Annotated in this window: 27 protein-coding genes and 3 tRNA genes; 15 read left to right on the top strand and 15 right to left on the bottom strand. The window is 53.2% G+C overall.

Going from position 1 to position 23,567, the window contains the following annotated elements; all coding sequences use genetic code 11:
• Positions 1–92: 92 nt before the first annotated feature.
• The 8 genes from fliL to rcsA all read left to right on the top strand — a co-directional run bounded on the left by fliL (position 93) and on the right by rcsA (position 5,107).
• Complete coding sequence (gene fliL / locus RT120_RS07550; protein ID WP_312981397.1) at positions 93–560, top strand: flagellar basal body-associated protein FliL; 468 nt, start codon at positions 93–95, stop codon at positions 558–560.
• A 4-nt stretch (positions 561–564) separates the two neighbouring features.
• Positions 565–1,569 (top strand): flagellar motor switch protein FliM, encoded by a 1,005-nt coding sequence (gene fliM / locus RT120_RS07545; RefSeq protein WP_312981395.1) that lies wholly within the window; start codon positions 565–567, stop codon positions 1,567–1,569.
• Positions 1,566–1,973 carry a flagellar motor switch protein FliN gene (fliN, locus tag RT120_RS07540; RefSeq protein WP_183171836.1) on the top strand — a complete coding sequence of 136 codons (408 nt, stop codon included), beginning with the start codon at positions 1,566–1,568 and terminating at the stop codon, positions 1,971–1,973. The genes fliM and fliN overlap by 4 nt, the downstream gene beginning before the upstream one ends.
• Entirely contained in the window at positions 1,974–2,357 is a 384-nt protein-coding gene (gene fliO, locus RT120_RS07535) for a flagellar biosynthetic protein FliO (RefSeq protein WP_312981392.1), read from the top strand.
• Positions 2,357–3,091: a flagellar type III secretion system pore protein FliP gene (fliP, locus tag RT120_RS07530; RefSeq protein WP_409515033.1), complete on the top strand. Its 735-nt coding sequence runs from the start codon at positions 2,357–2,359 to the stop codon at positions 3,089–3,091. Before fliO ends, fliP begins: the two co-directional genes overlap by 1 nt.
• A 12-nt stretch (positions 3,092–3,103) precedes the next feature.
• Complete coding sequence (gene fliQ, locus RT120_RS07525; RefSeq protein WP_002434937.1) at positions 3,104–3,373, top strand: flagellar biosynthesis protein FliQ; 270 nt, start codon at positions 3,104–3,106, stop codon at positions 3,371–3,373.
• 4 nt (positions 3,374–3,377) lie between these two features.
• Complete coding sequence (fliR, locus tag RT120_RS07520; protein ID WP_312981390.1) at positions 3,378–4,172, top strand: flagellar biosynthetic protein FliR; 795 nt, start codon at positions 3,378–3,380, stop codon at positions 4,170–4,172.
• A gap of 311 nt (positions 4,173–4,483) precedes the next feature.
• Positions 4,484–5,107 carry a transcriptional regulator RcsA gene (gene rcsA / locus RT120_RS07515; RefSeq protein ID WP_312981388.1) on the top strand — a complete coding sequence of 208 codons (624 nt, stop codon included), beginning with the start codon at positions 4,484–4,486 and terminating at the stop codon, positions 5,105–5,107.
• 55 nt (positions 5,108–5,162) lie between these two features.
• Here the strand turns inward: rcsA and dsrB are convergent, their stop codons facing one another.
• Positions 5,163–5,351: a protein DsrB gene (gene dsrB / locus RT120_RS07510; RefSeq protein WP_312981386.1), complete on the bottom strand. Its 189-nt coding sequence runs from the start codon at positions 5,349–5,351 to the stop codon at positions 5,163–5,165.
• A 130-nt stretch (positions 5,352–5,481) separates the two neighbouring features.
• Here dsrB and yodD point away from each other — a divergent pair, with 130 nt between their 5' ends.
• Both yodD and RT120_RS07500 read left to right on the top strand, forming a co-directional pair.
• On the top strand, positions 5,482–5,715 hold the full coding sequence (yodD, locus tag RT120_RS07505) for a YodD family peroxide/acid resistance protein (protein ID WP_312981384.1): 234 nt from the start codon (positions 5,482–5,484) through the stop codon (positions 5,713–5,715).
• 307 nt (positions 5,716–6,022) lie between these two features.
• Positions 6,023–6,844: a mannosyl-3-phosphoglycerate phosphatase-related protein gene (locus RT120_RS07500; RefSeq protein ID WP_312981382.1), complete on the top strand. Its 822-nt coding sequence runs from the start codon at positions 6,023–6,025 to the stop codon at positions 6,842–6,844.
• On the opposite strand, the gene RT120_RS07495 is transcribed toward RT120_RS07500, so the two are convergent.
• The 4 genes from RT120_RS07495 to RT120_RS07480 form a co-directional block, all read right to left on the bottom strand.
• Positions 6,833–7,336: a diguanylate cyclase gene (locus RT120_RS07495; protein ID WP_312981380.1), complete on the bottom strand. Its 504-nt coding sequence runs from the start codon at positions 7,334–7,336 to the stop codon at positions 6,833–6,835. The genes RT120_RS07500 and RT120_RS07495 overlap by 12 nt on opposite strands.
• A complete protein-coding gene (gene dgcQ / locus RT120_RS07490; protein ID WP_312981378.1) occupies positions 7,225–8,496 on the bottom strand; it encodes a cellulose biosynthesis regulator diguanylate cyclase DgcQ in 1,272 nt (423 codons plus the stop codon). Before dgcQ ends, RT120_RS07495 begins: the two co-directional genes overlap by 112 nt.
• A 180-nt stretch (positions 8,497–8,676) precedes the next feature.
• Positions 8,677–8,859 carry a DUF2158 domain-containing protein gene (locus tag RT120_RS07485; protein WP_312981375.1) on the bottom strand — a complete coding sequence of 61 codons (183 nt, stop codon included), beginning with the start codon at positions 8,857–8,859 and terminating at the stop codon, positions 8,677–8,679.
• 90 nt (positions 8,860–8,949) lie between these two features.
• A complete protein-coding gene (locus RT120_RS07480) occupies positions 8,950–9,864 on the bottom strand; it encodes a DUF808 family protein (protein WP_312981374.1) in 915 nt (304 codons plus the stop codon).
• Between the two features lie 358 nt (positions 9,865–10,222).
• Between RT120_RS07480 and yedA the strand changes: the two genes are divergently transcribed.
• Positions 10,223–11,134, top strand: coding sequence for a drug/metabolite exporter YedA (gene yedA, locus RT120_RS07475; RefSeq protein ID WP_312981371.1), 912 nt, complete (start codon positions 10,223–10,225; stop codon positions 11,132–11,134).
• Between the two features lie 2 nt (positions 11,135–11,136).
• Here yedA and RT120_RS07470 read toward each other — a convergent pair whose 3' ends face one another.
• From RT120_RS07470 to RT120_RS07460, 3 genes are read right to left on the bottom strand one after another with little or no spacing between them, the layout of a single operon-like run.
• Positions 11,137–11,604 carry a very short patch repair endonuclease gene (locus tag RT120_RS07470; RefSeq protein WP_312981368.1) on the bottom strand — a complete coding sequence of 156 codons (468 nt, stop codon included), beginning with the start codon at positions 11,602–11,604 and terminating at the stop codon, positions 11,137–11,139.
• A gap of 3 nt (positions 11,605–11,607) precedes the next feature.
• Positions 11,608–13,023, bottom strand: a complete 1,416-nt coding sequence (locus tag RT120_RS07465; protein WP_312981365.1) for a DNA cytosine methyltransferase — start codon at positions 13,021–13,023, stop codon at positions 11,608–11,610.
• 47 nt (positions 13,024–13,070) lie between these two features.
• The gene (locus RT120_RS07460) at positions 13,071–13,757 is read right to left on the bottom strand and encodes a phosphohydrolase (RefSeq protein ID WP_312981363.1); all 687 of its coding nucleotides are present in this window, start codon (positions 13,755–13,757) and stop codon (positions 13,071–13,073) included.
• A 683-nt stretch (positions 13,758–14,440) separates the two neighbouring features.
• On the opposite strand from RT120_RS07460, the gene ompC reads away from it, so the two are divergent.
• On the top strand, positions 14,441–15,580 hold the full coding sequence (ompC, locus tag RT120_RS07455) for a porin OmpC (RefSeq protein WP_312981361.1): 1,140 nt from the start codon (positions 14,441–14,443) through the stop codon (positions 15,578–15,580).
• Between the two features lie 209 nt (positions 15,581–15,789).
• Here ompC and RT120_RS07450 read toward each other — a convergent pair.
• Positions 15,790–15,879 (bottom strand) — tRNA-Ser (locus RT120_RS07450).
• Positions 15,880–15,973: 94 nt separating this feature from the next.
• On the opposite strand from RT120_RS07450, the gene mtfA reads away from it, so the two are divergent.
• A complete protein-coding gene (gene mtfA / locus RT120_RS07445; RefSeq protein WP_312981358.1) occupies positions 15,974–16,765 on the top strand; it encodes a DgsA anti-repressor MtfA in 792 nt (263 codons plus the stop codon).
• 100 nt (positions 16,766–16,865) lie between these two features.
• Positions 16,866–16,941, top strand: a tRNA-Asn gene (locus tag RT120_RS07440).
• A 72-nt stretch (positions 16,942–17,013) separates the two neighbouring features.
• On the opposite strand, the gene cbl is transcribed toward RT120_RS07440, so the two are convergent.
• Entirely contained in the window at positions 17,014–17,964 is a 951-nt protein-coding gene (cbl, locus tag RT120_RS07435; RefSeq protein ID WP_312981355.1) for an HTH-type transcriptional regulator Cbl, read from the bottom strand.
• A gap of 101 nt (positions 17,965–18,065) precedes the next feature.
• Positions 18,066–18,983, bottom strand: a complete 918-nt coding sequence (gene nac, locus RT120_RS07430) for a nitrogen assimilation transcriptional regulator NAC (RefSeq protein ID WP_312981352.1) — start codon at positions 18,981–18,983, stop codon at positions 18,066–18,068.
• Positions 18,984–19,435: 452 nt separating this feature from the next.
• Between nac and RT120_RS07425 the strand changes: the two genes are divergently transcribed.
• A tRNA-Asn gene (locus tag RT120_RS07425) sits at positions 19,436–19,511 on the top strand.
• 73 nt (positions 19,512–19,584) lie between these two features.
• Here the strand turns inward: RT120_RS07425 and RT120_RS07420 are convergent.
• The 4 genes from RT120_RS07420 to livM all read right to left on the bottom strand — a co-directional run bounded on the left by RT120_RS07420 (position 19,585) and on the right by livM (position 23,563).
• Positions 19,585–20,574 (bottom strand): hypothetical protein, encoded by a 990-nt coding sequence (locus tag RT120_RS07420; RefSeq protein ID WP_312981512.1) that lies wholly within the window; start codon positions 20,572–20,574, stop codon positions 19,585–19,587.
• Between the two features lie 123 nt (positions 20,575–20,697).
• Positions 20,698–21,411 (bottom strand): ABC transporter ATP-binding protein, encoded by a 714-nt coding sequence (locus RT120_RS07415; protein ID WP_312981349.1) that lies wholly within the window; start codon positions 21,409–21,411, stop codon positions 20,698–20,700.
• Positions 21,408–22,280, bottom strand: coding sequence for an ATP-binding cassette domain-containing protein (locus RT120_RS07410; protein ID WP_312981347.1), 873 nt, complete (start codon positions 22,278–22,280; stop codon positions 21,408–21,410). Before RT120_RS07410 ends, RT120_RS07415 begins: the two co-directional genes overlap by 4 nt.
• Positions 22,277–23,563 (bottom strand): high-affinity branched-chain amino acid ABC transporter permease LivM, encoded by a 1,287-nt coding sequence (livM, locus tag RT120_RS07405; RefSeq protein WP_312981344.1) that lies wholly within the window; start codon positions 23,561–23,563, stop codon positions 22,277–22,279. Before livM ends, RT120_RS07410 begins: the two co-directional genes overlap by 4 nt.
• Positions 23,564–23,567 lie beyond the last annotated feature (4 nt).

Below are 23,567 nucleotides of genomic sequence, written 5' to 3'. Positions count from 1 at the left end.
GCGTGAATATTCACGTCTTTTCCAGGCTTTAACCGCCCGCAGACACGGGATAATCAGCCACTATGCAGTACTGATAGAGGAAACACGGTCAGATGACTGACAGCGCAATCACTAAAAGCCGTAAACGCTCCATCTGGATCCCGTTACTGGTGCTCATTACTCTCGCTGCCTGCGCCACCGCAGGGTACAGCTACTGGCGGATGCAGCAAACGCCAGAAACCCCGGTAAAAGCGGAGCCTGAACCGCCGCCGGCACCGGTATTTTATGCTCTGGATACGTTTACGGTTAACCTCGGCGACGCCGACCGGGTGCTGTATATCGGCATCACGCTGCGTCTGAAAGACGAGGGTACGCGCCAGCGTCTGAGTGACTATCTGCCGGAAATCCGCAGCCGTTTACTGCTGCTGTTCTCCCGTCAGAACGCGGAGCAACTCGCTACCGACGAAGGAAAACAGAAGCTGGTCGAAGCCATCAAAGAGACGCTTGCCCAGCCGCTGGTAGCAGGCCAACCGAAGCAGGTCGTGACCGACGTGCTGTACACAGCTTTTATTCTGCGGTAAACCCATGGGCGACAGTATTCTTTCACAGGCCGAAATTGACGCGTTGTTGAACGGCGATAGTGACGACAACGTTGAACAAAAAAAGGTCGGCGTCGGCGATAGCGATATTCGCCCTTACGATCCTAATACCCAACGCCGGGTGGTGCGCGAGCGTCTCCAGGCGCTGGAGATCATCAACGAGCGTTTTGCTCGTCAGTTCCGCATGGGGCTGTTTAACCTGCTGCGCCGTAGCCCGGATATCACCGTGGGCGCGATCCGCATTCAGCCCTATCACGAGTTTGCCCGCAACCTGCCGGTGCCGACCAACCTGAACCTGATCCACTTAAAACCGCTGCGCGGTACCGGGCTGTTTGTGTTTTCGCCAAGTCTGGTGTTTATCGCCGTGGATAACCTGTTCGGCGGCGACGGGCGCTTCCCTACCAAAGTGGAAGGCCGCGAATTCACCCATACCGAACAGCGCGTGATTATGCGCATGCTGAAGCTGGCGCTGGAATCGTACAGCGACGCGTGGAAAGCGATTAACCCGCTGGAAGTGGAATACGTTCGTTCCGAGATGCAGGTGAAATTTACCAATATCACCACCTCGCCCAACGATATCGTGGTGAATACGCCGTTCCATGTGGAAATCGGCAACCTGACCGGCGAGTTTAATATCTGCCTGCCGTTCAGCATGATCGAGCCGCTGCGCGAGCTGCTGGTTAACCCGCCGCTGGAAAACTCCCGCCATGAAGATCAGAACTGGCGTGAGAACCTGGTGCGCCAGGTGCAGCATTCGGAGCTGGAGCTGGTGGCGAACTTCGCGGATATCTCGATGCGCCTGTCGAATATTCTCAAATTAAAACCGGGCGATGTGCTGCCCATCGAAAAACCGGATCGCATTATTGCCCATGTGGATGGCGTACCGGTACTGACCAGCCAGTACGGAACGGTAAACGGCCAGTACGCACTGCGCGTTGAACATCTGATCAACCCGATTTTACATTCGCTGAATGAGGAACAGCCCAAATGAGTGACATTAACAATCCGTCCGACGATAACGGCTCCGTGGACGATCTGTGGGCTGAAGCAATGAGTGAGCAGAAAACCGCGACCAAAAGCAGTGCGGACAGCGTGTTCCGCGCGCTGGAAGGCGGCGACGTCAGCGGGACGCTTCAGGATATCGATTTGATTATGGATATCCCGGTCAAGCTGACCGTAGAGCTGGGCCGCACCCGCATGACCATCAAAGAGCTGCTGCGCCTGACCCAGGGTTCGGTAGTGGCGCTGGAAGGTCTTGCCGGTGAGCCGCTGGATATTCTGATCAATGGCTATCTGATTGCCCAGGGTGAAGTGGTGGTGGTCGCCGATAAATACGGCGTGCGCATTACCGATATCATCACGCCGTCCGAACGTATGCGTCGTCTGAGCCGCTAAATGACTACCCAGACGTCTACCGTCGCCGCGCCGCAAGCGATGCCGCAGGCTGGATCGTCGCTGATGCAGGTCAGCGGCGCGCTGGCCGTGATTATCCTACTGATTTTACTGGCAGGATGGCTGGCGAAGCGCTTTGGTTTCAGCGCCAAAAGCGGGCTGAGCCGGGATGTGAAACTGCGCAGCAGCGTCAGCCTCGGCACCCGCGAGCGCATCGTGGTGGTGGAAGTGGAAGACGCCCGGCTGGTGCTGGGGGTCACGGCGTCGCAGATCACCCATCTGCATACCCTGCCTCCGGCTCCGGCAGAAACGGCGGTTACGCCATCACAGCCCGCCGAGTTTCAAAACCTGATGAAAAATTTGCTTTCTCGTAACGGTAAACGTTGATGCGTCGCCTCTCTTTATTGCTTCTTATGCTTGGCCTGGCGGCGACGCCTGCCATGGCGCAACTGCCGGGCATTGTCAGCCAGCCGCTGGCCAACGGCGGCCAAAGCTGGTCGCTGCCGGTGCAGACGCTGGTGTTTATCACCTCGCTGACCTTTTTACCCGCCATTTTGCTGATGATGACCAGCTTTACCCGCATCATCATCGTGTTCGGCCTGCTGCGAAATGCGCTGGGCACGCCCTCTGCCCCGCCCAACCAGGTGCTGCTCGGGCTGGCGCTGTTTCTGACCTTTTTTATTATGTCGCCGGTGTTGGATAAGATTTACACCGACGCCTATAAGCCGTTCAGCGAAAACCAAATCACGATGGATGTGGCGCTGGAAAAAGGCGCTCAGCCGCTGCGCGAATTTATGCTGCGCCAGACCCGTCAGGCCGATCTGGCGCTGTTCGCCCGCCTGGCGAATATTCCTTCGCTGGAAGGGCCGGAAGCGGTGCCGATGCGTATTCTGCTGCCCGCCTACGTCACCAGCGAGCTGAAAACCGCGTTCCAGATTGGTTTTACAGTGTTTATCCCGTTCCTGATTATTGACCTGGTGATCGCCAGCGTGCTGATGGCGCTGGGGATGATGATGGTGCCGCCCGCTACCATCGCCCTGCCCTTTAAGCTGATGCTGTTTGTGCTGGTCGACGGCTGGCAGCTGCTGGTGGGTTCCCTTGCGCAAAGCTTTTACAGTTAACGGAGAACGCCGATGACGCCAGAATCGGTCATGATGATGGGCACCGAGGCCATGAAAGTGGCGCTCGCGCTGGCTGCCCCGCTGCTGCTGGTGGCGCTAGTCACCGGCCTTATCATCAGTATTCTGCAAGCCGCCACCCAGATTAACGAAATGACGCTGTCGTTCATTCCGAAAATTTTGGCGGTGTTCGTGGCGATTGTGGTGGCAGGCCCGTGGATGCTCAACCTGCTGCTGGATTACGTCCGCACCCTGTTCAGCAATCTGCCGTATATCATCGGTTAACTCGATGCTGCAAATCACCAGCGACCAATGGCTTCACTGGCTTAGCCTCTACTTTTGGCCGCTGCTGCGCGTGCTGGCGCTGGTCTCTACCGCGCCAATCCTCGGCGAACGGGTAATCAGCAAACGCGTTAAGATTGGCCTGGCGTTTATGATCACCTGGATTGTCGCCCCCACCATTCCCGCCAGCGATGTCACCATTTTCTCCGTGGAAGGCTTCTGGCTGGCCATGCAGCAAATCCTGATCGGCATTGCGCTCGGTTTTACCATGCAGTTCGCTTTTGCTGCGGTGCGTACGGCCGGTGAAATTATCGGCCTGCAAATGGGGCTCTCTTTCGCGACGTTCTTCGACCCCGGCAGCAAGCTGAATATGCCGGTGCTGGCGCGGTTTCTCGATATGCTGGCAATGCTGTTGTTTTTAAGCCTTAACGGCCATTTATGGCTGATCTCAATGCTGGTAGATACCTTCCACACCCTGCCGATTAATGGCAACCCGCTTAACACCAACGCCTTTTATGCGCTGGCGAAATCCGGCGGGCTAATCTTCCTTAATGGCCTGATGCTGGCGTTGCCGATGGTGACGTTATTGTTGACCCTGAACCTCGCGCTCGGTTTATTAAACCGTATGTCGCCGCAGCTTTCAGTGTTTGTCATTGGCTTCCCGCTTACTCTGTCTATCGGAATGGTAGTAATTATTGCCCTGATGCCATTAATCGCGCCGTTCTGTGAACATTTATTCAGTGAGATCTTTTCCTTATTAAGCGATATTTTGGGTGAGATTCCGGCCACACCTTCTCCTTAATATTTGTACTGTCATCCTGAGGTAATTCCTAAAACAGTTGTTAAATAACATCCACCAGCATAACGCTGGCGCGGGATATAAGCTTTTAGCATTCTCACATTACTTTACATTTGATTTACTTTAAGACCTTTCCTGGCAAATTACGGTGTGCTTTACGGGATAGTGATGGCGCCTGAATATTCATGTGTTTCTGCATCTGGTAACCCAGTGAAATATTTCAGACGTGTGAATATTTTTCGACAGCAGAATGAACAGGCGGGGTAATGGATTCGTTGTGTTTTAACGGATAACGCGATGAGTGAGGGTATACCATGTCAACGATCATCATGGATTTATGCAGTTATACCAGACTGGGGTTAATCGGTTATTTAGCCAGTCGGGGTGTACGGAAAAGAAAAATAACCCAAGTGAATGATGTTGAGAGCCTTGAGAAGCAGTGCCGGTTAACGCAGCCGCACGTGGTGTTTATTAATGAGGATTGCTTTATCCATGACGCCGAAAGCAGTCAACGCATCAGGCAGATCATTAATCAACATCCCGGAACATTATTTATTGTGTTTATGGCCATAGCCAATCTTCATTTTGACGAGTATTTACGGGTAAGAAAAAACTTATTAATTAGTTCAAAATCGATTAAGCCAGAATCGCTGGATGAATTATTAGGGAATTATCTGACTAACGCGGCGCAGTGTTTAGGAAATATCGCATTACCAACGCTTTCTTTAAGCCGAACGGAATCAAGTATGTTGCGAATGTGGATGTCGGGCCAGGGAACGATCCAAATATCCGATCAGATGAATATTAAAGCGAAAACCGTTTCATCGCATAAAGGCAATATCAAACGCAAAATTAAAACCCATAACAAACAGGTTATTTATCACGTTGTGCGGTTGGCAGACAACGTGACCAGTGGGATATTCGTCAATATGCGTTAAACAGTAACCCATCTCTGGCCACGCTGGAGATGGATTAACTTATGTTGCCTGGATATTAATCGACCTTTTCAACAAAAACTCCATCAGGATGATCTTTCTCGTTAAAGAACCAGATCCCCATCGGATAGTCCTCCAGTGACACCAGATACATGGTGCCTTCGTTAAATGGCTCTACCGCCAATACCACACCGGGCCGACGCGGACCCCCATCCGTTTTCACCGTGACCCGATCGTTAATGTTCATAACTTCTCCTCCCGTATTGATAGTGGCAGTTTAGAACAGTTCTCATTTTCTGGCACGAGCTTACCCAGACCGTAGCCCATTTTCTCTATCGACTACACTTAAGGCAGGCTTACAGCGCGAGGTACTGCCGATGAAAACAGTGAAAGAGTTTAGCGATGCTGACCATCGCGAAGTCGAGATTGACGTTGATGCCCTGCTCGCCGCCATTAACCAGCTCAGCGAAAGCGAAGTTCGCCCGGTTGATGATGGGGATGACACACAGCGGGTCAGCGTCAACGGGCATGATTACCATACTTATTCTGAACTTGCTGAGGCGTTTGAGCTGGACATTCATGATTTTTCGGTCAGCGAGCTGAACCGCTAGATAAAAATATCCCGGCGGGGGCGCCGGGATAAAACTTGCTGAGCAAGAAGAAGTAAAATTCGTTACACCAGGAAATCTGATGCGACACCCACCATATAGGCAATTATTTTGCATGACAAGAATATATTCACGTCATAAATGTGTACTAATGTGGAATTTATTTGATAAATGTCTTGCACCCCTTAGCCACCGGGGCCTGGCAGAGAACGAAGTGACGCGTCCAGGGAGATAACCTGACTGTGATTGGGAGTATTCCTAAGCCGCCGGATAACCCTGGTTTAAGTGAGATTATTATTAAGGATTGCTTATGCCTTCATTGACAGAGCCGCTGCTGATTGTTTCCGACCTCGATGGTTGCCTGATTGACAGCCATACCCGGCACTGGGCAGCCGCGCTTCCGATGTTGGATAAACTGCGTGAGCAAAATATCCCTGTCATTCTGTGCAGTAGCAAAACCGCCGCAGAAACCATCGCGATTCAGAATGAACTGGGCCTGCAAGGTGAAGCGTTTATCGCGGAGAACGGTGCCGTCATCCATCTGAATGAAGAGTGGGACGATCACCCCGACTATCCGCGCTTAATCAATGGCGACACGCACGAATCGATTCGTAAGGTACTGGAGGAACTGCGCCAGTCACAGAGGTATAAATTTACCACTTATGATGATCTGGATGACCACACGATCGGCGAAATCACGGGCCTGCCGCCAAAAATGATTGCCCTGGCCAAACTGCAGGAAGCATCGCAAACGCTGATCTGGCGTGACAGCGATGAACGTTTAGCGGCCTTCAGCGAAGATCTCAATAATCTGGGGTTATGCATGATGGAAGGCGGTCATTTCTGGCACGTGCTGGACCAGCGTGGCGGGAAAGGCTCGGCATTAACCTGGCTGATCGACCAGTACCGCCACCGAGAAGGCGTACGCCCTGGCACCATTGCCATCGGCGATAGCCCTAACGACGTAACCATGCTTGACGTGGCGGATTATGCGGTGGTCGTGCAGGGCTACAGTAAGCAGCCGGTGGTGTTAAAAAACGATACCCCGCAGCGCGTTTACCGCACTCAGGCATACGGCCCGGCAGGCTGGTGCGAGGGACTGGATTATTTTCTGGGCTCCTCAGTCCGATGAACAGACGCGATTGCGACCCGTCTGCTTTGCCTGATACAACCGCCGGTCGGCAATGGATTGCAGGTGTTCAAAATCGTAATCGCTTTCCAGCACCGCACAACTGACCCCAAACGAAGCGCTGATACGAATAGTCGCGTGTTGGCGCACCAGAATTTCTTTGCCGTCTAGCCGCTCGCGGATGCGTTCAGCAACGGCGACGGCATCTGGCAGTAACGTTCCCGGCAGCACAATACAAAACTCTTCCCCGCCCACGCGCCCGGCAATATCATCACCGCGCAGCGACTGACGCAGAATGCTCGCAACATGGGAGAGCGCTTTATCCCCGGTCTGGTGGCCCCAGGTATCGTTAATGCGCTTGAAATGATCGAGATCGAGTTGGATCACGCAGAACGGCAACTGCTGTTGCTGACAGCGCAGGGCAATCTGTTTGGCCCGCTCGATAAACGCGCCGCGATTAAACAGGTGGGTTTGCGCATCATACCAGGCCGCCACTGGAGCGTTTTCTGCATGGCGAACATATTGCGCACCATCCGGCGTATCACATACCACGACCCTAACAACATCAATGAGAACAGCATCCACAACACGCCCAGCACCAGCAAGATGCTGCCAAACTCGCCGTTCAGGCTCTGCTTAAGGGTGTAGCTCCTGATCAAAACGCCATCGAAGTAATTGAGTTTCGCCCAGCTAACGTAGCGGGAGCCCATGCGCGCGACGCCTTCGTTCTGCCGCGCCATTTCGTGGGCTAAGATGTCGCGCTCCTGATGAGTGAAACCCGTCTCAGCCGGCACCGAATCTGCGGATGAAGCAATCACCTGAAACTGATTATCCAACAGTAAAATTTCGCCGTTTTCGCGGCGAAACATCGCTTCGTTTAAAAAATCATTCATGGTGCCCAGCGAAAAATCCATCGCCAGCACGCCATACCACTGGTTTTGATAATCCAGCGGCAGGCTGGCGGTAATCACCTGGTCTTCCTGGCGATTTGCCTCTTTGGCATGTGTCCAGCGCACCCCACGGTCAGGGTTGTTGCGCTGGGTATGGCGGTGGAAATAGGGCCGGGTTACTAACCGGTGATACCGGGAGGCGATATCCTGAGACGCACCCTGCGGGGTGTTAGAGAGATAAAAACCGGCGCGGGAGGTATAAAACGTACGGCGTTGCCGATCCTGCTGGGGATCGGCCAGTTGTAAGATCGCGCCGAACTCCAGCGCGGCAATCAGTTCGCTTTCCAGCCGCGACTCGTCGCGGTTGAGCAGCGGATTTTGCCGGACACGCTGGTCGGAAACGCCGTTTACCGGCAGGCCGCGCTGCGCATCAAGACGGATTTGCCACGCCCCGGACTGGCGCTGTTGTGCGAACAGGTCCAGTGCCGCATCGGTGCGGTTGGTAGAAATGGGCGAGCTTAAGGCGTGCTGCATGGCGGCGCGATAAAATTGCAGCTTATCCACGCTGTACTGAAGATGGCGATCCAGCGCCGCAGCGACGCTTTGAATACGGTTTTTCTGGCTGGCCGTCCAGCCATTTTGTAGCACCACGATTTCACGCCAGGTGAGTAAAGTGGAGCAGAGAAACACCACCAGAAAGCAAATATTGACGATTTTTATCGGGTGTTTTAATCGCCATGCGTGTTGTTTGGCATTAACCGACACAGGCAACGCTCCCTGAAAACAGGCCGGAATGTAAAATGAGTTTGGCATAATGCCGCAGGTACGCCGTCAGAATTGCGCCTAAATTTACCGCTGCCTGCGCGTGGCCTGCGCACAAAATAAAGAGGGAAACCTTTCGGCTTCCCTCTTCACTATCAACGTGTGTGCATTGCTGACGTGCGGTCAATGGTCTTCTTCACGTGAAGCGGATTTACCCACGGTTAATTCATCTTCACGAAAAGCTTCGCGCTGCACACCGAACCCGTCATACCAGCGGCATTCCACCATGCCGCTCGAATAACCGGTTACCACCATGCGCGGACCACCATTTTTGCGTTTAACTTCATCGCTGACCACAAAGACCATACCTGCCTCCTGAATCAGTGTGAAACGTTTACAACATAGTCAATTATGGTGATTTTTGCCTGGTATGCGCAGGTATTTTGCGGAAAAATCCTAATGGGTGGGCTTACCGCGCAGCCGGGAAATCATATTTACCAAGGTCAGTACTACCGCGCCGATAATAAAACCCAGCACCAGGTTCATCACTAACGGTAGCAACGCCTGCCCGATTCCACCGCCCTGCTCTGCCCAGTGCTCAATGGCGTGATGTACCGGGCCAATACCATGTACCACAATACCGCCACCCACCAGGAACATCGCCAGGGTGCCTAAAATCGACAGCGCTTTCATCAGCCAGGGTGCGGTCACCAGTAGCCCTTTCCCCACGGCACGGGCAATGGCGGACGATTTTTTTTCCAGCCAGAAACCGAGATCGTCCAGCTTAACGATGATTCCGACAATGCCGTAAACCCCGATGGTGACCACAATAGCGATGCCGGATAACACCAGCACCTGGTTCAACAGCGGCGCATCCGCCACGATACCCAGGGTGATCGCCACAATCTCGGCGGAGAGAATAAAGTCGGTGCGAATTGCGCCTTTCACTTTATCGCGCTCATACACCAGCGGGTCCTGACCTGCGATGGCGTCCAGCCGCGCCTGGCGCTCTTCAGGGGTCTCTTTATGCTTGCGCGCCTGCCAGGAGTGAACCACCTTTTCCACCCCTTCGTAACAGAGAAACGCCCCGCCGATCATTAACAACGGTGTGATGGCCCAGGGCGCGAAGGCGCTGATAATCAGGGCCAGCGGCACCAGAATCAGTTTGTTGATAAAAGAGCCTTTCGCCACTTTCCAGACGACGGGCAGCTCGCGATTGGCGCGCACGCCGGAGACTTGTTGGGCGTTCAGGGACAAATCATCGCCCAGTACCCCGGCGGTTTTTTTCGCCGCCAGCTTGCCCATCATTGATACGTCATCCAGCAGCGTGGCGATATCATCTAACAGCGTTAATAAACTACTCCCGGCCAAAGTTAACATCCTTCTGTATGGTTTTAATGCCCCAAAGTATGGAACAAAAGCGATGTGAGCGGTAATAAACTCAGTGGCAATCGGAATATTGGCGCAACGCCCGGCGATTAAATCAGCGGATCGGCCCCGTTTGCCGGGGACGCTTTTTAGGGGTCAATTATGTCAACATTTTTTTAACCCTCTGCGAACATTAAAATGCTCGCCAGCGTAATAGTTTTCGCGTTCACTATAAGCCCGTTATGCTTCATTGATCGTCTCCGTTAATCGCAAGCGCGTCAGCGAAGCGTCTCTTTTATTTTTCTTTTTCAACGTGCTGCATCGGCGCGTTGGTGTTTTCTTAATCAAGTCGTGAGGGAGTATGCGTTTCGGAAAACTGTTGCCTCTGGTGGGGTCGCTCTTTGCGTTATATATCATCTGGGGTTCAACCTACTTTGCTATCGCCGTTGGGGTAAAAAGCTGGCCGCCGTTTATGATGGCCGGGGTGCGCTTTTTGGCGGCGGGTTCGCTGCTGCTGGCGGTGCTGCTGGCGACCGGGCATAAACTGCCCGCCATGCGCCCGCTGCTGAATGCCGCACTCATCGGCGTGCTGCTGCTGGCGGTAGGCAACGGTTTTGTGACCGTCGCTGAACATCAAAACGTCCCTTCCGGAATTGCCGCCGTGATGGTCGCTACCGTTCCGCTATTTACCCTGATTTTTAGCCGCTTTTTCGGCATTCAAACCCGCAAGATTGAATGGATGGGGATCGCTATTGGCCTTGCCGGCATCGTGCTGCTCAACAGCGGCGGCAACCTCAACGGCAACCCGTGGGGCGCATTGCTTATCCTTATCGGCTCGCTGAGCTGGGCCTTTGGATCGGTATACGGATCGCGAATTGAATTACCGACCGGAATGATGGCAGGCGCGATTGAAATGCTTTCCGCCGGGATTGTCCTGATGGTGGCCTCGGTGTTGACCGGCGAAAAACTGACGGCAATGCCCGATCTCTCCGGCTTCCTCGCCGTGGGCTACTTAGCGGTTTTTGGTTCGCTTATCGCGATCAACGCCTATATGTATCTGATCCGCAACGTAACGCCCGCCGTGGCGACCAGTTACGCCTACGTTAACCCGGTAGTGGCGGTGCTGCTGGGCACCCGTTTCGGCGGAGAAAGTCTGTCGACAACCGAGTGGCTGGCGCTGGGGGTGATTATTTTCGCGGTGGTACTGGTGACGCTGGGGAAATATCTTTCACCGGGAAAGCCAGTGGTTAAGCCCTGCCCGGTAGAAAAATAACGCTACAGGGCATGGATGCCCTGAATATCAATCTCGGCGTGGCCATCGCCGCCGCATACCCACTCTTCCAACCGCTCACACAGCGCCTCGTCGGAGAGTTTACTCCGGCCACGCAAGGCGCATTCCCAGATAATCAACACCCGCCAGCCTTCTGCTCGCAGTTGTTCAACGTCGCGTTTATCCCGCTCTACGTTGCTGGTGATTTTGGTCATCCAGAAATCGGTACGTGTGGCGGGCACTTTGAACAGATAACAGTCGTGATGATGCCAGAAGCAGCCGTGGGTAAAGATGACGCAGCGGTACGCCTCAATCACGAAATCAGGCTTTCCGGGGAGCGAGGCATCCTGCGTGCGCCAGTCAAACCCCACGGCGGTGAGTAACGGCGCAACACGCAATTCAATGGCGGTGTCGCGTGTCGCAATCGCCCGCATGTTTTTGCTGCGTATCGCCTTGCTGTGGACATCCGCCATCCGTTACCCCTTACGTTGCGCCACCGCCTGAAGTATGCGTGATTCAAGCAGTTTAGCCACCGCTGCAAAAACCGGCACCACCACCGAGTTACCAAACTGCCGGTAAGCCTGGGTATCAGACACCGGAATGCGGAAATCATATTGCTTCGGCGATTCAAAACCCATTAACCGTGCGCATTCACGTGGGGTCAGGCGGCGCGGGCGTTGCAACTGGTTGGCCGGGTTATCGAAATCGGCTTCGCCCAATGCTTTATCCCATCCGCGATCGACCAGGATTTCTGCGCCGTCTTTGTAGTAACGCGCCGAAAGCGTGCGCGCCACGCTGGACGGATCGCGCGGGTCAACCATGCCGAAACCAAATCCATTGCCCTTCGCCTGATGCTTTTTGGCATAGCGGTAAAGGTACTTCCACAAAATGGGGCTCAGGATGTAGCGCGCGTCGACAGTGGTATCCAGCAGCTCACCCAGCGCAGGTCGCTGGTCAGGAAAGAATTTATGGACATCACGCAGCGTAAAGCCTTCATGAAGATTGAGATCGCGCCGGAAACCCACCAGCACGATGCGCTCGCGGTGCTGGGGCAAAAAGTTTTTGCCATCGATGATTTTTGGATCGTCAGGCCCGACATCCCTGGCATTTGCCACTTCGTAACCCAGCTCGTCCAGGGTTTGCATAATGATGCGAAAGGTGTTGCCCTTATCATGGCTTTTCAGGTTTTTGACGTTTTCCAGCACAAAAATTGCGGGCTTTTTAGCCGCAATAATCCGCGCCACATCGAAAAACAACGTGCCCTGCGTATCGCAGGCAAAGCCATGAGCGCGGCCTAAGGCATTTTTCTTCGACACACCCGCAAGGGAAAACGGCTGGCACGGAAAACCTGCCAGCAGCACATCGTGGTCCGGCAGGGTGTTATTGATATGCTCAAACGCCGCATCATCGGTGATATCGGCATGGTGGCTTAACGTAACGTCGCGAATATCTTCATTAAAGGTGTGCGCAAGCGGATCGCAATACCAGTTGGCTTTATAGGTGCGCACCGCGTGTTTATTCCACTCGCTGGTAAAAACGCACTGCCCGCCGATGGATTCAAAACCCCGGCGGATGCCGCCGATACCGGCAAACAGATCGACAAAGCGGAACGCATAGTGCGGATGATGCGCGGGCGGCGGCGGCAATAGCGCGGCGATCCGGGGCACCTCCGCCGGATGAAGCCGACAGGCGGTCTCCCCTTGCAGCTCTCGCTTGAGGTGCGTGCGGTTCCATTTCTGAACGCCTGCGTCATTCAACACCTGCAATACCGTTTTGGTGTCGTAGATCTCGCTCAGTTTACGCAAAATGGCGACAGACGAGTCAGGCGCGCCGTGCCCGGATGGCGCGCATTGCGCCATAGCAGATTGATTTTCCAGCATTACATAAGCCATTCAGAACGAATTGCCTTAAGAGTACCACAAAACCCGGTGCCGCCGGGTTACAACGCGAATTGACGCATGACCGCCTGATCATACTGATGATGTTCGCCGCGTAACTCCGCGCCCAGTTTGGCCATAAACTCCACTAAATAATTGGCGTTCTGACGGGCCAGTTCGCGCCCTTTTTCAGTCTGCATGGAGGCAGGCAGTTTGAGCAGTTTGGTTTGGAAGTGATCCAGCGCCCAGCGTTTATCATCAGGCTCGCGCTGCTGTGCGAAGGGGTCGTTCGCGTCAAACAGTGGGCGTCCGAGCTGACCGGACACATAGAACACCCGCGCCAGACCAATCGCGCCCAGCGCTTCCAGACGATCCGCGTCCTGGACGATCTTAGCCTCGATAGTTTGCGGCGCAATACCTGCGCTGAAGCTGTGCGCCTCAATGGCGTGAGCGATATCAGGGTGCAGCGACACGGGGAAATCCGGGAAGTCGCTGGCGAGGATCGTGAGCGCTTTTTCTGCGGCATAGCGGGAAGCGAGATGACGTTCCGGATGGTTTTTCGGTAAATTCACAATGTCGTGAAAGTAGCAGGCGGCGAGGACGGTCAACGGCGTCGCGCGTTCATCCATAATGCGCTGTGCTGTCGACCATACGCGGCGAAAGTGCGCGAGGTCATGGGCACCGTCTTCGTCATTAAAATGCTGCGGTAAGTAGCCTTCAAATTGCCTTTGCCAGTCATCAAGGGTCATCGCGGTCTCTCCTGAATGCGTGTTCCGCGATGCTAGCACTTATGGGGGGAAGATTTAATCCTCGCGGGGCCGGGTAAATGTGAATAACTCGCCAATAACTATGATTTTAGTCACATTTATTGGCTAAGTGAAATTAGTTCTGACTTCTCTTTATGCACGATCACATTTCTGGTCTGTTATCTCTCAATAAGTTCACTGAAAAAAGACGCTTTTTAATGTCCATAAAGAGACTAGAAAGTAAAAATATATTACATTCATTTTTTGCATATATTTTAATCGAATATGCAACATAAAAATATTTTTTATTCATAGAATAAATAATTTAAAAATCTCACATGATTAAAATATCTTTTTGTGATGATAAAAAAAGCACAAATCTGTTAAATTAAGAATTCCGCCCCAGCATTAAAGATGAAAACAAACATAATATATTATCATCAGTAATTAATGTTTTTATGGTTATTATTTATGCATATCATTATAAAACAAAGATATAAATACATTTTTAGTTTTTATTATTTAATCATAATCATTTTCTTTGCTTATGTTTTTCTTTTTATTATTATTTTGAAATATTCACACAAAACCGGTTACATATAATCCTGAAATAAAACTCACTGCATCCCGTTACTATTCGCTCGGATATAAACGCGTCTTTCAATGAACGTTATAAGGAAGCACTAATGAATAGGAAAGTACTGGCATTTGTTATTCCTGCGCTTTTAGCAGCTGGCGCGGCTAATGCGGCAGAAATTTATAACAAAAACGGCAATAAATTAGACATCTACGGCAAAGTTGACGCGCGTCATCAGTTTTCTGACGATGCTGGCAGCGATGGCGACCAAACTTATGTGCGTTTAGGCTTCAAAGGCGAAACCCAAATCACGTCCGATCTGACCGGTTTCGGTCAGTGGGAATACAACATTCAGGCGAACGATACTGAAAGCAGCGGTAACCAGTCTGCGACCCGCCTGGGTTTTGCAGGGATGAAGTTCGGTGAATACGGCTCCTTTGACTACGGTCGTAACTACGGCGTTGTTTACGACATCGAAGCCTGGACCGATGTGCTGCCTGTGTTCGGCGGCGACTCTTACACCTACACCGACAACTTTATGGTTGGCCGTGCTAACGGTGTGGCAACCTACCGTAACACCGATTTCTTCGGCATGGTTGAAGGCTGGAACTTCTCGCTGCAATACCAGGGCGCGAACGAAGGTTCAAATAGCCTGTTTGACCAGGAAGGCACCGGTAACCGCAGCGGCGACAATATGCGCAAAGACAACGGCGACGGTTGGGGTATCTCCACAACGTATGACTTTGGCATGGGCTTCAACGCAGGTGCGGCATACGCATCTTCTGACCGCACCAACGAGCAGCAGGTTGCCAGCACCGCAGGCGGCGAAAACGCTGATGTCTGGACCTTCGGTCTGAAATACGATGCGAACGACGTTTACCTGGCAGCGATGTATTCTGAAACCCGCAATATGACCCCATACGGCAACAACATCGGTCATATCGCTAACAAAACTCAGAACTTCGAAGTGACTGCACAATACCAGTTCAATTTTGGTCTGCGCCCGGAAGTGTCTTATCTGCAGTCTAAAGGTAAAGACCTGGCTAAAAATGGTGGCGAAAGCGACGATAACAACGATCAGGATCTGGTCAAATATGTTTCCGTTGGCGCGAACTACTACTTCAACAAAAACTTCTCCACCTACGTTGATTACAAAATCAACCTGCTGGATGAAGACGATAGCTTCTACAATGCCAACGGTATTTCCACCGATGACGTTGTCGGCATCGGCATGATTTATCAGTTCTAATTCCGTGTACGACCCTGAAAATCGGGTCACGCATGAGAAGATCAAACCTGAGTCCGGGTAACCGGCTCAGGTTTTTTATTACCTTCAGGACCGGGGGAAATGCGTTTGGTTGGTTAGATTTTTGAATTTTATGAAATGAAAGAATCTATTTGCTGGTCAGCAAGTGTGACCGGGGTCGTTGCGAGAAAATGAGGTAACTGTTTGAATAGTGGCGGAGAGAGGGGGATTTGAACCCCCGGTAGAGTTGCCCCTACTCCGGTTTTCGAGACCGGTCCGTTCAGCCGCTCCGGCATCTCTCCGTTTTGAACGGTTGCCATGATGCCAGGTTATTTGGCATTTTAATAGTCCTTGCCCTTTCAATTTTGTTCAAACGACGACTTTGCGAGCAGATAGATGATTAAGTGGCCGTGGAAAGCGAATGACTCCACCACAACGACGCCTCTCCCGTGGGATGATGCGTTTACTATTCCCGTTCTGGCGGGCTTTACTCCAGGTGAGCAGCAAAAGCTGATCCGCCTGGCTGAGCGTTTTCTTCAACAAAAACGTCTGGTGGCGTTGCAGGGTTTTGAACTTGACGAGTTGAAATCCGCGCGTATCGCCCTGCTGTTTTGCCTGCCGGTGATGGAACTCGGAATTGAATGGCTCGATGGCTTCCACGAAGTGCTGATTTATCCGGCGCCCTTTGTGGTGGATGATGAATGGGAAGACGATATCGGCCTGGTACATAACCAGCGTTCGGTACAATCCGGACAAAGCTGGCAACAGGGGCCGATTATTCTTAACTGGCTGGATATCCACGACTCTTTTGACGTTTCAGGCTTCAATCTTATTGTCCATGAAGTCGCCCATAAGCTGGATATGCGCAATGGCGACCGCGCCAGCGGCGTGCCCTTTATCGCGCTGCGCGATGTGGCGGGTTGGGAGCACGATCTCCACGCGGCAATGAGCAACATTCAGGATGAAATCGACCTGGTGGGCGAAAACGCGACCAGCATTGACGCCTATGCCGCGACGGACCCGGCAGAATGTTTCGCGGTACTCTCTGAATACTTTTTCAGCGCACCACAGCTGTTTGCACCACGGTTTCCCTCGCTGTGGCAGCGCTTCTGCCAGTTTTACGGTCAGGACCCTTTAAAACGACTTTATTCGGGCGAGACGGATCACTGGGCGGCTCAGGTATATTAACGCGACGAAATGGTGTTAAAACAGCCAATCGAATCAAGGCGTTAATTTTTGCATTGACACACATTAGGGCCGCTATTACTATGCGACCCGTTCACACGATTCCTCTGTAGTTCAGTCGGTAGAACGGCGGACTGTTAATCCGTATGTCACTGGTTCGAGTCCAGTCAGAGGAGCCAAATTTAGAAAAGCCCGCTTAAGGAAACTTAAGCGGGCTTTTTGTTGTCTGGCCCGTCTAAACAGCCCAGTCCTTAAATCTGGTAATCAATCGCGACTTCATCACTTTCCAGCGCCTGACGTTTGATCTCGTCAACCGACAAAGCCGAATTACATAACTCGATAAAACGCCATACGTAATTACGCTGTAGCTGGCCGCGTTTCAACCCTAACCAGACGGTATTGGCATCGAACAGGTGGCGCACGTCCAGCCTGACCAGTTGGCCGCTGTCATGCTCGCCGCTCGCCTGCTCTGCCACAATCCCAATCCCCAGGCCCAGTTCGACATAGGTTTTAATGACATCAGAATCCTGTGCGCTCAGCACGATATCAGGAACGATGCCTTTGCGGGCGAACGCTTCATCAATGCGCGAACGGCCAGTGATGCCCTGTCGATAGGTAATCAGCGGCCAGCGGCCCAGTTCATCAAGCGTTAATGGCGAGGCGTGTAAAAGCGGATGCTCTGCCGGCACCAGCAGGCTGTGCGACCATCGAAACCACGGATAAGCCACCAGTAGCGGATCGTTACTCAGGCGTTCACTGGCGATGCCGATATCCGCCGTCCCGTTTTCCAGCAGGGTTTCGATTTCCTGTGGCGTGCCCTGAATCAGTTCCAGCCTCACCTCAGGAAACAGCGCGCGAAAAGATTTAATCACTGCGGGCAAGCTGTAACGCGCCTGGGTGTGCGTCGTGGCGATGGTCAGGATGCCGCTGGTGTCGTTGGAAAACAGATCCGCCAGCCTACGGACATTACTGGCTTCATTAAGAATACGTTCGGCAATCACCAGTAGCGCTTTACCCGGCTCTGTCATGCCCAGTAAACGCTTACCGCGCCGAATAAATATCTCAATACCCAGCTCGTCTTCCAGTTCGCGAATATGGCGGCTGACGCCGGATTGAGAGGTGTAGAGCATACTGGCGACTTCAGTCAGGTTGTAATCCCGCTTCGCCGCCTCGCGGATAATTTTGAGTTGCTGAAAATTCATAATGTCCCCAGAAGCATTCTGATATAACGCTATTGTTAAAGTCAGCGCTTCTGCATAACAAATAATAAAAACCAGCAACTTATTCTTTTCTGGAATATGAACTAGCTGACCAGCAGCAGTTCGCGGCTCTCCATGGCAGGGCGGGATATCAGCGACATAAGAATTTCTTTTACCGCCTGCGCCTGTGGAGATAACGCCAGATGCGCGGAAACATTCAGTGATAACGGTAAATTTAGCGCCGGGCTGGTAATGCGCGCCGTCCAGCCATTAGCCGATTGCGCCAGCGAACGGGCAGCGGATTCTGGCAATACTGTCACCCCCATACCACTGGCGATGGCGGCGGTCAGCGTCGACACTGAATCAATTTCGCCGATGATTTTGGCCGATAAACGCCGCAGCGAAAAGGCTTCGTCAACGCGTTTGCGTACTGCGCAAAAATCTCGCGGCAGGAATAAATTCATCTCTGCTACGCTGGCTAAATCTACCTGCGGCCCCGGGCAATCCCGGGTGCCCACCAGAAATAATTCTTCTTTCAGCAATGGCTGGCTGGCGATCCCGGCAACCGGCGCGCGGTCATACAGCACCGCCATATCCAGTTGGCCGCCAAGCAGTTTATCGTTTAACTGCGCGCCGCTGTTTTCCTGAAGATAAACCAGCACATCCGGAAGCTCGTTACGAACCGCCTGCAACAGCGGCATAGTAATTGCCGCAGCGGCGGTTCCCGGTGCCAGGCCAATCGAGACATGGCCGCTTAATGTGTGCCCAACATTATTTACAGCCAGTTGCGCTTGCTCGCACTGGCGCAGAATGGTTCGCGCATGGGCGTAGAGAATTTTCCCGGCCTCGGTTGGCGTCACGCCGCGTTTGGTGCGGATAAGCAGTTGCTGATCCATCTCCCCTTCCAACGTTGCCACCTGCTGGCTCAGCGCCGGTTGAGCGATGTGCAGCACTTCAGCTGCCTGGGTCAGGCTTCCGATATCCACGATTTTTACGAAATACTTCAGGCGTCTAAGGTTCATCTGGCCCCCCTGGATAAATAACATGAACAAACCGACAAGAATGATTTTGCAATATGCTTGCCAGTTTTTTCTCAGGAGGATCCACGCCTTTAACTTGCTGGATAATAAGAGAAACTAATCTTTCGGCGCGTATCTGGAATGGAACACTGTTTTTCTTCTGCCCCATAAGAGGTAGAAATGCACCAATTCCGGGCGTCTGTTCTGTTACGCCATCACCGACTTCGGGCTAAATTTGCGGGCAGGTCATTGTCGAGGTTTACGCTGAAAGCCGATGGCGTTTTATAACCGTAGCAACCAGCCTACTGATATTCATCACGATTATGCATATAAACTGGCGCGTGCGGCGTCGGGATCGCCAGGCTGACGGATAATTCAGCAATCAAAAAGCTTTATGCGAAACAGGCTTTGACAAGCGGATCGGTCGCCGCTAACATGCGCCCCGTTCACACGATTCCTCTGTAGTTCAGTCGGTAGAACGGCGGACTGTTAATCCGTATGTCACTGGTTCGAGTCCAGTCAGAGGAGCCAAATTTAGAGAAGCCCGCTTAAGGAAACTTATGCGGGCTTTTTGTTTTCAACTGCTCATCCGCATCAGGCGTACTCACATCTCCTCATCAATCAGTTCCCCGAACAATCGCACCTCCGGCGGTGTTGCGGGCATAATCTTGCCGATTCTGACCGGTAGTGAGCTGTTCTGTTTGCATAATGTTTTCAACAAATGCCAGTCTTCTTTTTCTGATTCAATATGGTCAACCATTGAATCAAAAGCGCCGTCCGCAACCTGAATTGTTGGCGTCTTATTCCCGTTTTCTTCGTCGGCTGTGTTATCCGGTTCGCTCTCCCATTGCTCTTTAAACGCATCCAGCCTTTCATCTAACGCCTGATAGTTTTCAGTGGCTGACTGCGGCGAGTAGAAAAACAGGCCGCTGATAAAAATCGCTTCCATTACGTCGGCAAAAGAAAACGAGGTTTCGCCGGAGATATAACGGCTATGAAGGGCATTGTTTACGCCACTTACGCTGTCGTTGAGCAACCCTTCCTTCCCCACCGTTATCAACGTTTGTTTGTCATAAAGAATGACCGGCAGGTTTTTAATCTGATGGATATTTTCACTGATGCTCCAGCGCTCTTTACTCCCTTTGATAAACCCTGAGGCATCACATTGGGTCTCTATATCAAACTCATGCGACGGCGTTTGCTCGCGATTAAAGTAATCCTGAAGGGACTCGGCTTCTTCCCTGGACTGATGCTGATAAGCGCGATAAATCGACGTCCGGCGATCGATACCCACCCATTCAAGATCCCAGGAAGCCGAACTGGAAGGCTTTTTGATTTCATCAATATAAGCGCCCACATCCCGGTCCAGCCAGGCCGTTAACAGCGCCTTCCAGGGTTCAATCGCCAGGAAAACACTCGCCAGTGTGGTTCCTTGTTCGACGATCACCCGGTGATGAAAATATCTGAGCAGGAAGTACGGATCGGCTTCGGCGACCGTGTTTTGAATTGAGAGTAGCGGTACGGCGGCGGTGTCATCATAGTCTGAGCAAAAGCGCAGTATGCCGTCAGCGCAGAATACTAATTGACCTTCCATGTTTGTTTCCCTCTCCTGATAGTCACAGTGAGCGCATCCTGGCAAACGCAGGCGTAGCCCGTCCAGTTTGTTTGCTGGATCTGGAATCTGTATTCCAGGAGTAACAGGCGGCAAGGTTTTTTCTTACACCCCGCCCAAATACGCTTTCCTCACCTCCGGGTTTACCAGCAGTTCCGCCCCGCTCCCGCTTAGCCGAATTTCTCCGTTGGTCATTACATACCCCCGGTCAGAGAGCTTCAGCGCGTGGTTGGCGTTTTGCTCTACCAAAAACAGCGTCACGCCCTGCTGGGTCAATTCACGCAGGATGTGAAAAATCTGCTTCACCACCAGCGGCGCAAGCCCCAGGCTCGGCTCGTCCAGCAACAGTAATTTGGGGCGGCTCATCAGCGCGCGGGCGATAGACAGCATCTGTTGTTCGCCGCCGGACAGCGTCATTGCCCGCTGGTTGCGCCGCTCCTCCAGCCGAGGGAAAAGCTGGTACATGCGCGCCTTATCTTCTTTCTGATAGCGGTTGCCGATGGCGATTGCGCCCATCAGCAGGTTTTCCTCTACCGTCATATCCGGGAAAATGCGCCGCCCTTCCGGTGCCTGGGCGATGCCATTACTGGCGATAAAATGCGTGGAGCGATGGCTGATATCTTCACCCCGGTAAAGAATTTGCCCGCTGGCGATGCGCGGCTGGCCAAAAATTGACATTAACAGGGTGGATTTACCCGCGCCGTTCGCGCCAATCAGCGAAACGGTTTCGCCCTCGTTTACCGTCAGGGAAATGCCTTTTAGCGCCTGAATCGGCCCATAAAACACGTCTACATCGCGAAATTCCAGCAGCGGTTTCATCCCGTGACCTCCTCTTCCTCTGCGCCCAGATAGGCGGCGATAACGCTGGGGTTGTGCTGGATTTCCTGCGGTGCGCCACGAGCGATCACGTTGCCATGATCCAATACGATGACGTGGTCGGAAATCTCCATCACCATACCCATGTCGTGCTCAATCAACAGCACCGTGACGCCGTGCTGCTGGCGCAGCAGCCGTAAGATGCGGCTCAGGGCGTGGGTTTCCACCGGGTTAAGCCCGGCGGCGGGCTCGTCAAGGCAGATCATCTCCGGCCCGGTACACATGGCGCGGGCAATCTCCAGCCGGCGCTGCTGGCCGTAGGAAAGCGTGCCCGCCAGCCGGTTAGCGCAATCCACCATTTCCACCACTTCCAGCCAGTAAAACGCCCGGTCCAGCGCCTGATTTTCGGCCTTGCGATAAGCGGCGGTATTGAAAATTCCGGCGATCAGATTACGGTTCGCCAGCATGTGCTGAGCCACCAGCAGGTTTTCCACCACCGACATTTCGCGGAACAAGCGGATATTCTGGAAAGTACGCGCCAGCCCTGCCCGGTTCACCAGATGGGTGCCACCAAACATCTTGTAGTAGAGCCGCGAACCGAGCCGCTGGGGATGCAGGAAATCATCAGGCCGCAGCTTTTGCCCCAGCACCTCAATGATGTCGGTAGGCGTTCGGGTGTTCAGCAGGATCGCCCCGCCGGTAGCGTGATAAAACCCGGTAAGGCAGTTAAAAACCGTGGTTTTCCCCGCGCCGTTAGGGCCGATTAGCGCGGTAATCGAACCACGTTCTACGTCCAGATTGACGTCATTTAGCGCGTTGATGCCGCCAAAATGCATCATCAGATGTTCCACTCGCAGGATGCTATCGCTCATGGCGCGACTCCTTTGCGGGTGGCAAAACCAGCGCGGCTGGTGCGTACCAGGCCACGGGGCCGCCAGATCATCATTACCACCATCAACACGCCGAACAGCAGTACGCGATATTCAGCAAAGCTTCTCAGCAGTTCCGGCGCGACGGTCAGCACAAACGCGGCCAATACCACGCCGAGCGTTGAGCCCATGCCGCCCAACACCACAATCGCCAGGATTAACGCCGATTCGAAAAAAGTGAAGGATGTCGGGTTCACAAACCCCTGGTAAGTGGCGAAGAACACCCCGGCGATCCCGGCGGTGGACGCTCCCAGCATAAAGGCCGAGAGTTTTACCAGCACATGGTTGAGCCCCAGCGAGCGGCAGGCGATTTCATCTTCACGCAGCGCCTCCCAGGCCCGGCCTATCGGCATCCGCGTCAAGCGATGCTTGATAAACAACACCAGCAGCACCACCAGAACCAGTACCGCGTAGATAAAAATAAACTTCAGGTTAGGGTTATAAGAAATACCGAAGAATTCATGAAAGGGTACGCCGCCGTCTTTGGCGCGCCGGGAAAATTCCAGCCCGAACAGGGTCGGCGCGGGGACGGAGATCCCGTTTGGCCCGCCGGTAAAGCTCAGCCAGTTGTTGAGCACCAGCCGGATGATTTCCCCGAAACCCAGGGTAACAATCGCCAGATAATCCCCATGCATACGCAGCACAGGAAAGCCGAGCAGCGCCCCGGCCAGCGCAGCGAGAAGCGCGCCTAACGGCAGCATCACCCAAAATCCCAGCCCCAGATACTGGTAGCCCAGCGCCAGCCCGTAAGCGCCGATGGCGTAAAACGCCACGTATCCCAGGTCCAGCAGCCCCGCCAGGCCCACCACAATATTTAGTCCTAACCCAAGCAGCACGTAAATCAGCCCGAGGATCGCCACGGTGAGCAGGTATTTGGTAGCAACAAACGGGAACAGCAGTGCGACGACCATGAGCAGCGGGATCGCCCAGCGCAGCGGCGATTTGTAATCTACCGGGCGAACATAAACGCCATCGTCCGCGCTTTCAAACGTGCGCACCAGTTTACGTCCCCGCGAGGTTTGCAGCGCCAGGCTGAGGATAAAGCGCCCCGCCATGACAGCCGCCACCAGTAACGCCACGCGATCCGGCGACAGCGTATAGCTGTAGCCGCGCAGCACAACCCCGACAATCGGCCCAAATACCACCAGCGCGCACAGCCCGGCCAGCACCGTATCCAGCAGGCATTTTTTAATATCGATTCCTGGCTTCAATGCCGCATCTATCATCGTT

Source organism: Atlantibacter sp. (assembly GCF_032062175.1).
Lineage (GTDB): Bacteria > Pseudomonadota > Gammaproteobacteria > Enterobacterales > Enterobacteriaceae > Atlantibacter.
This window is presented reverse-complemented; position numbering and strand designations above follow the sequence as displayed.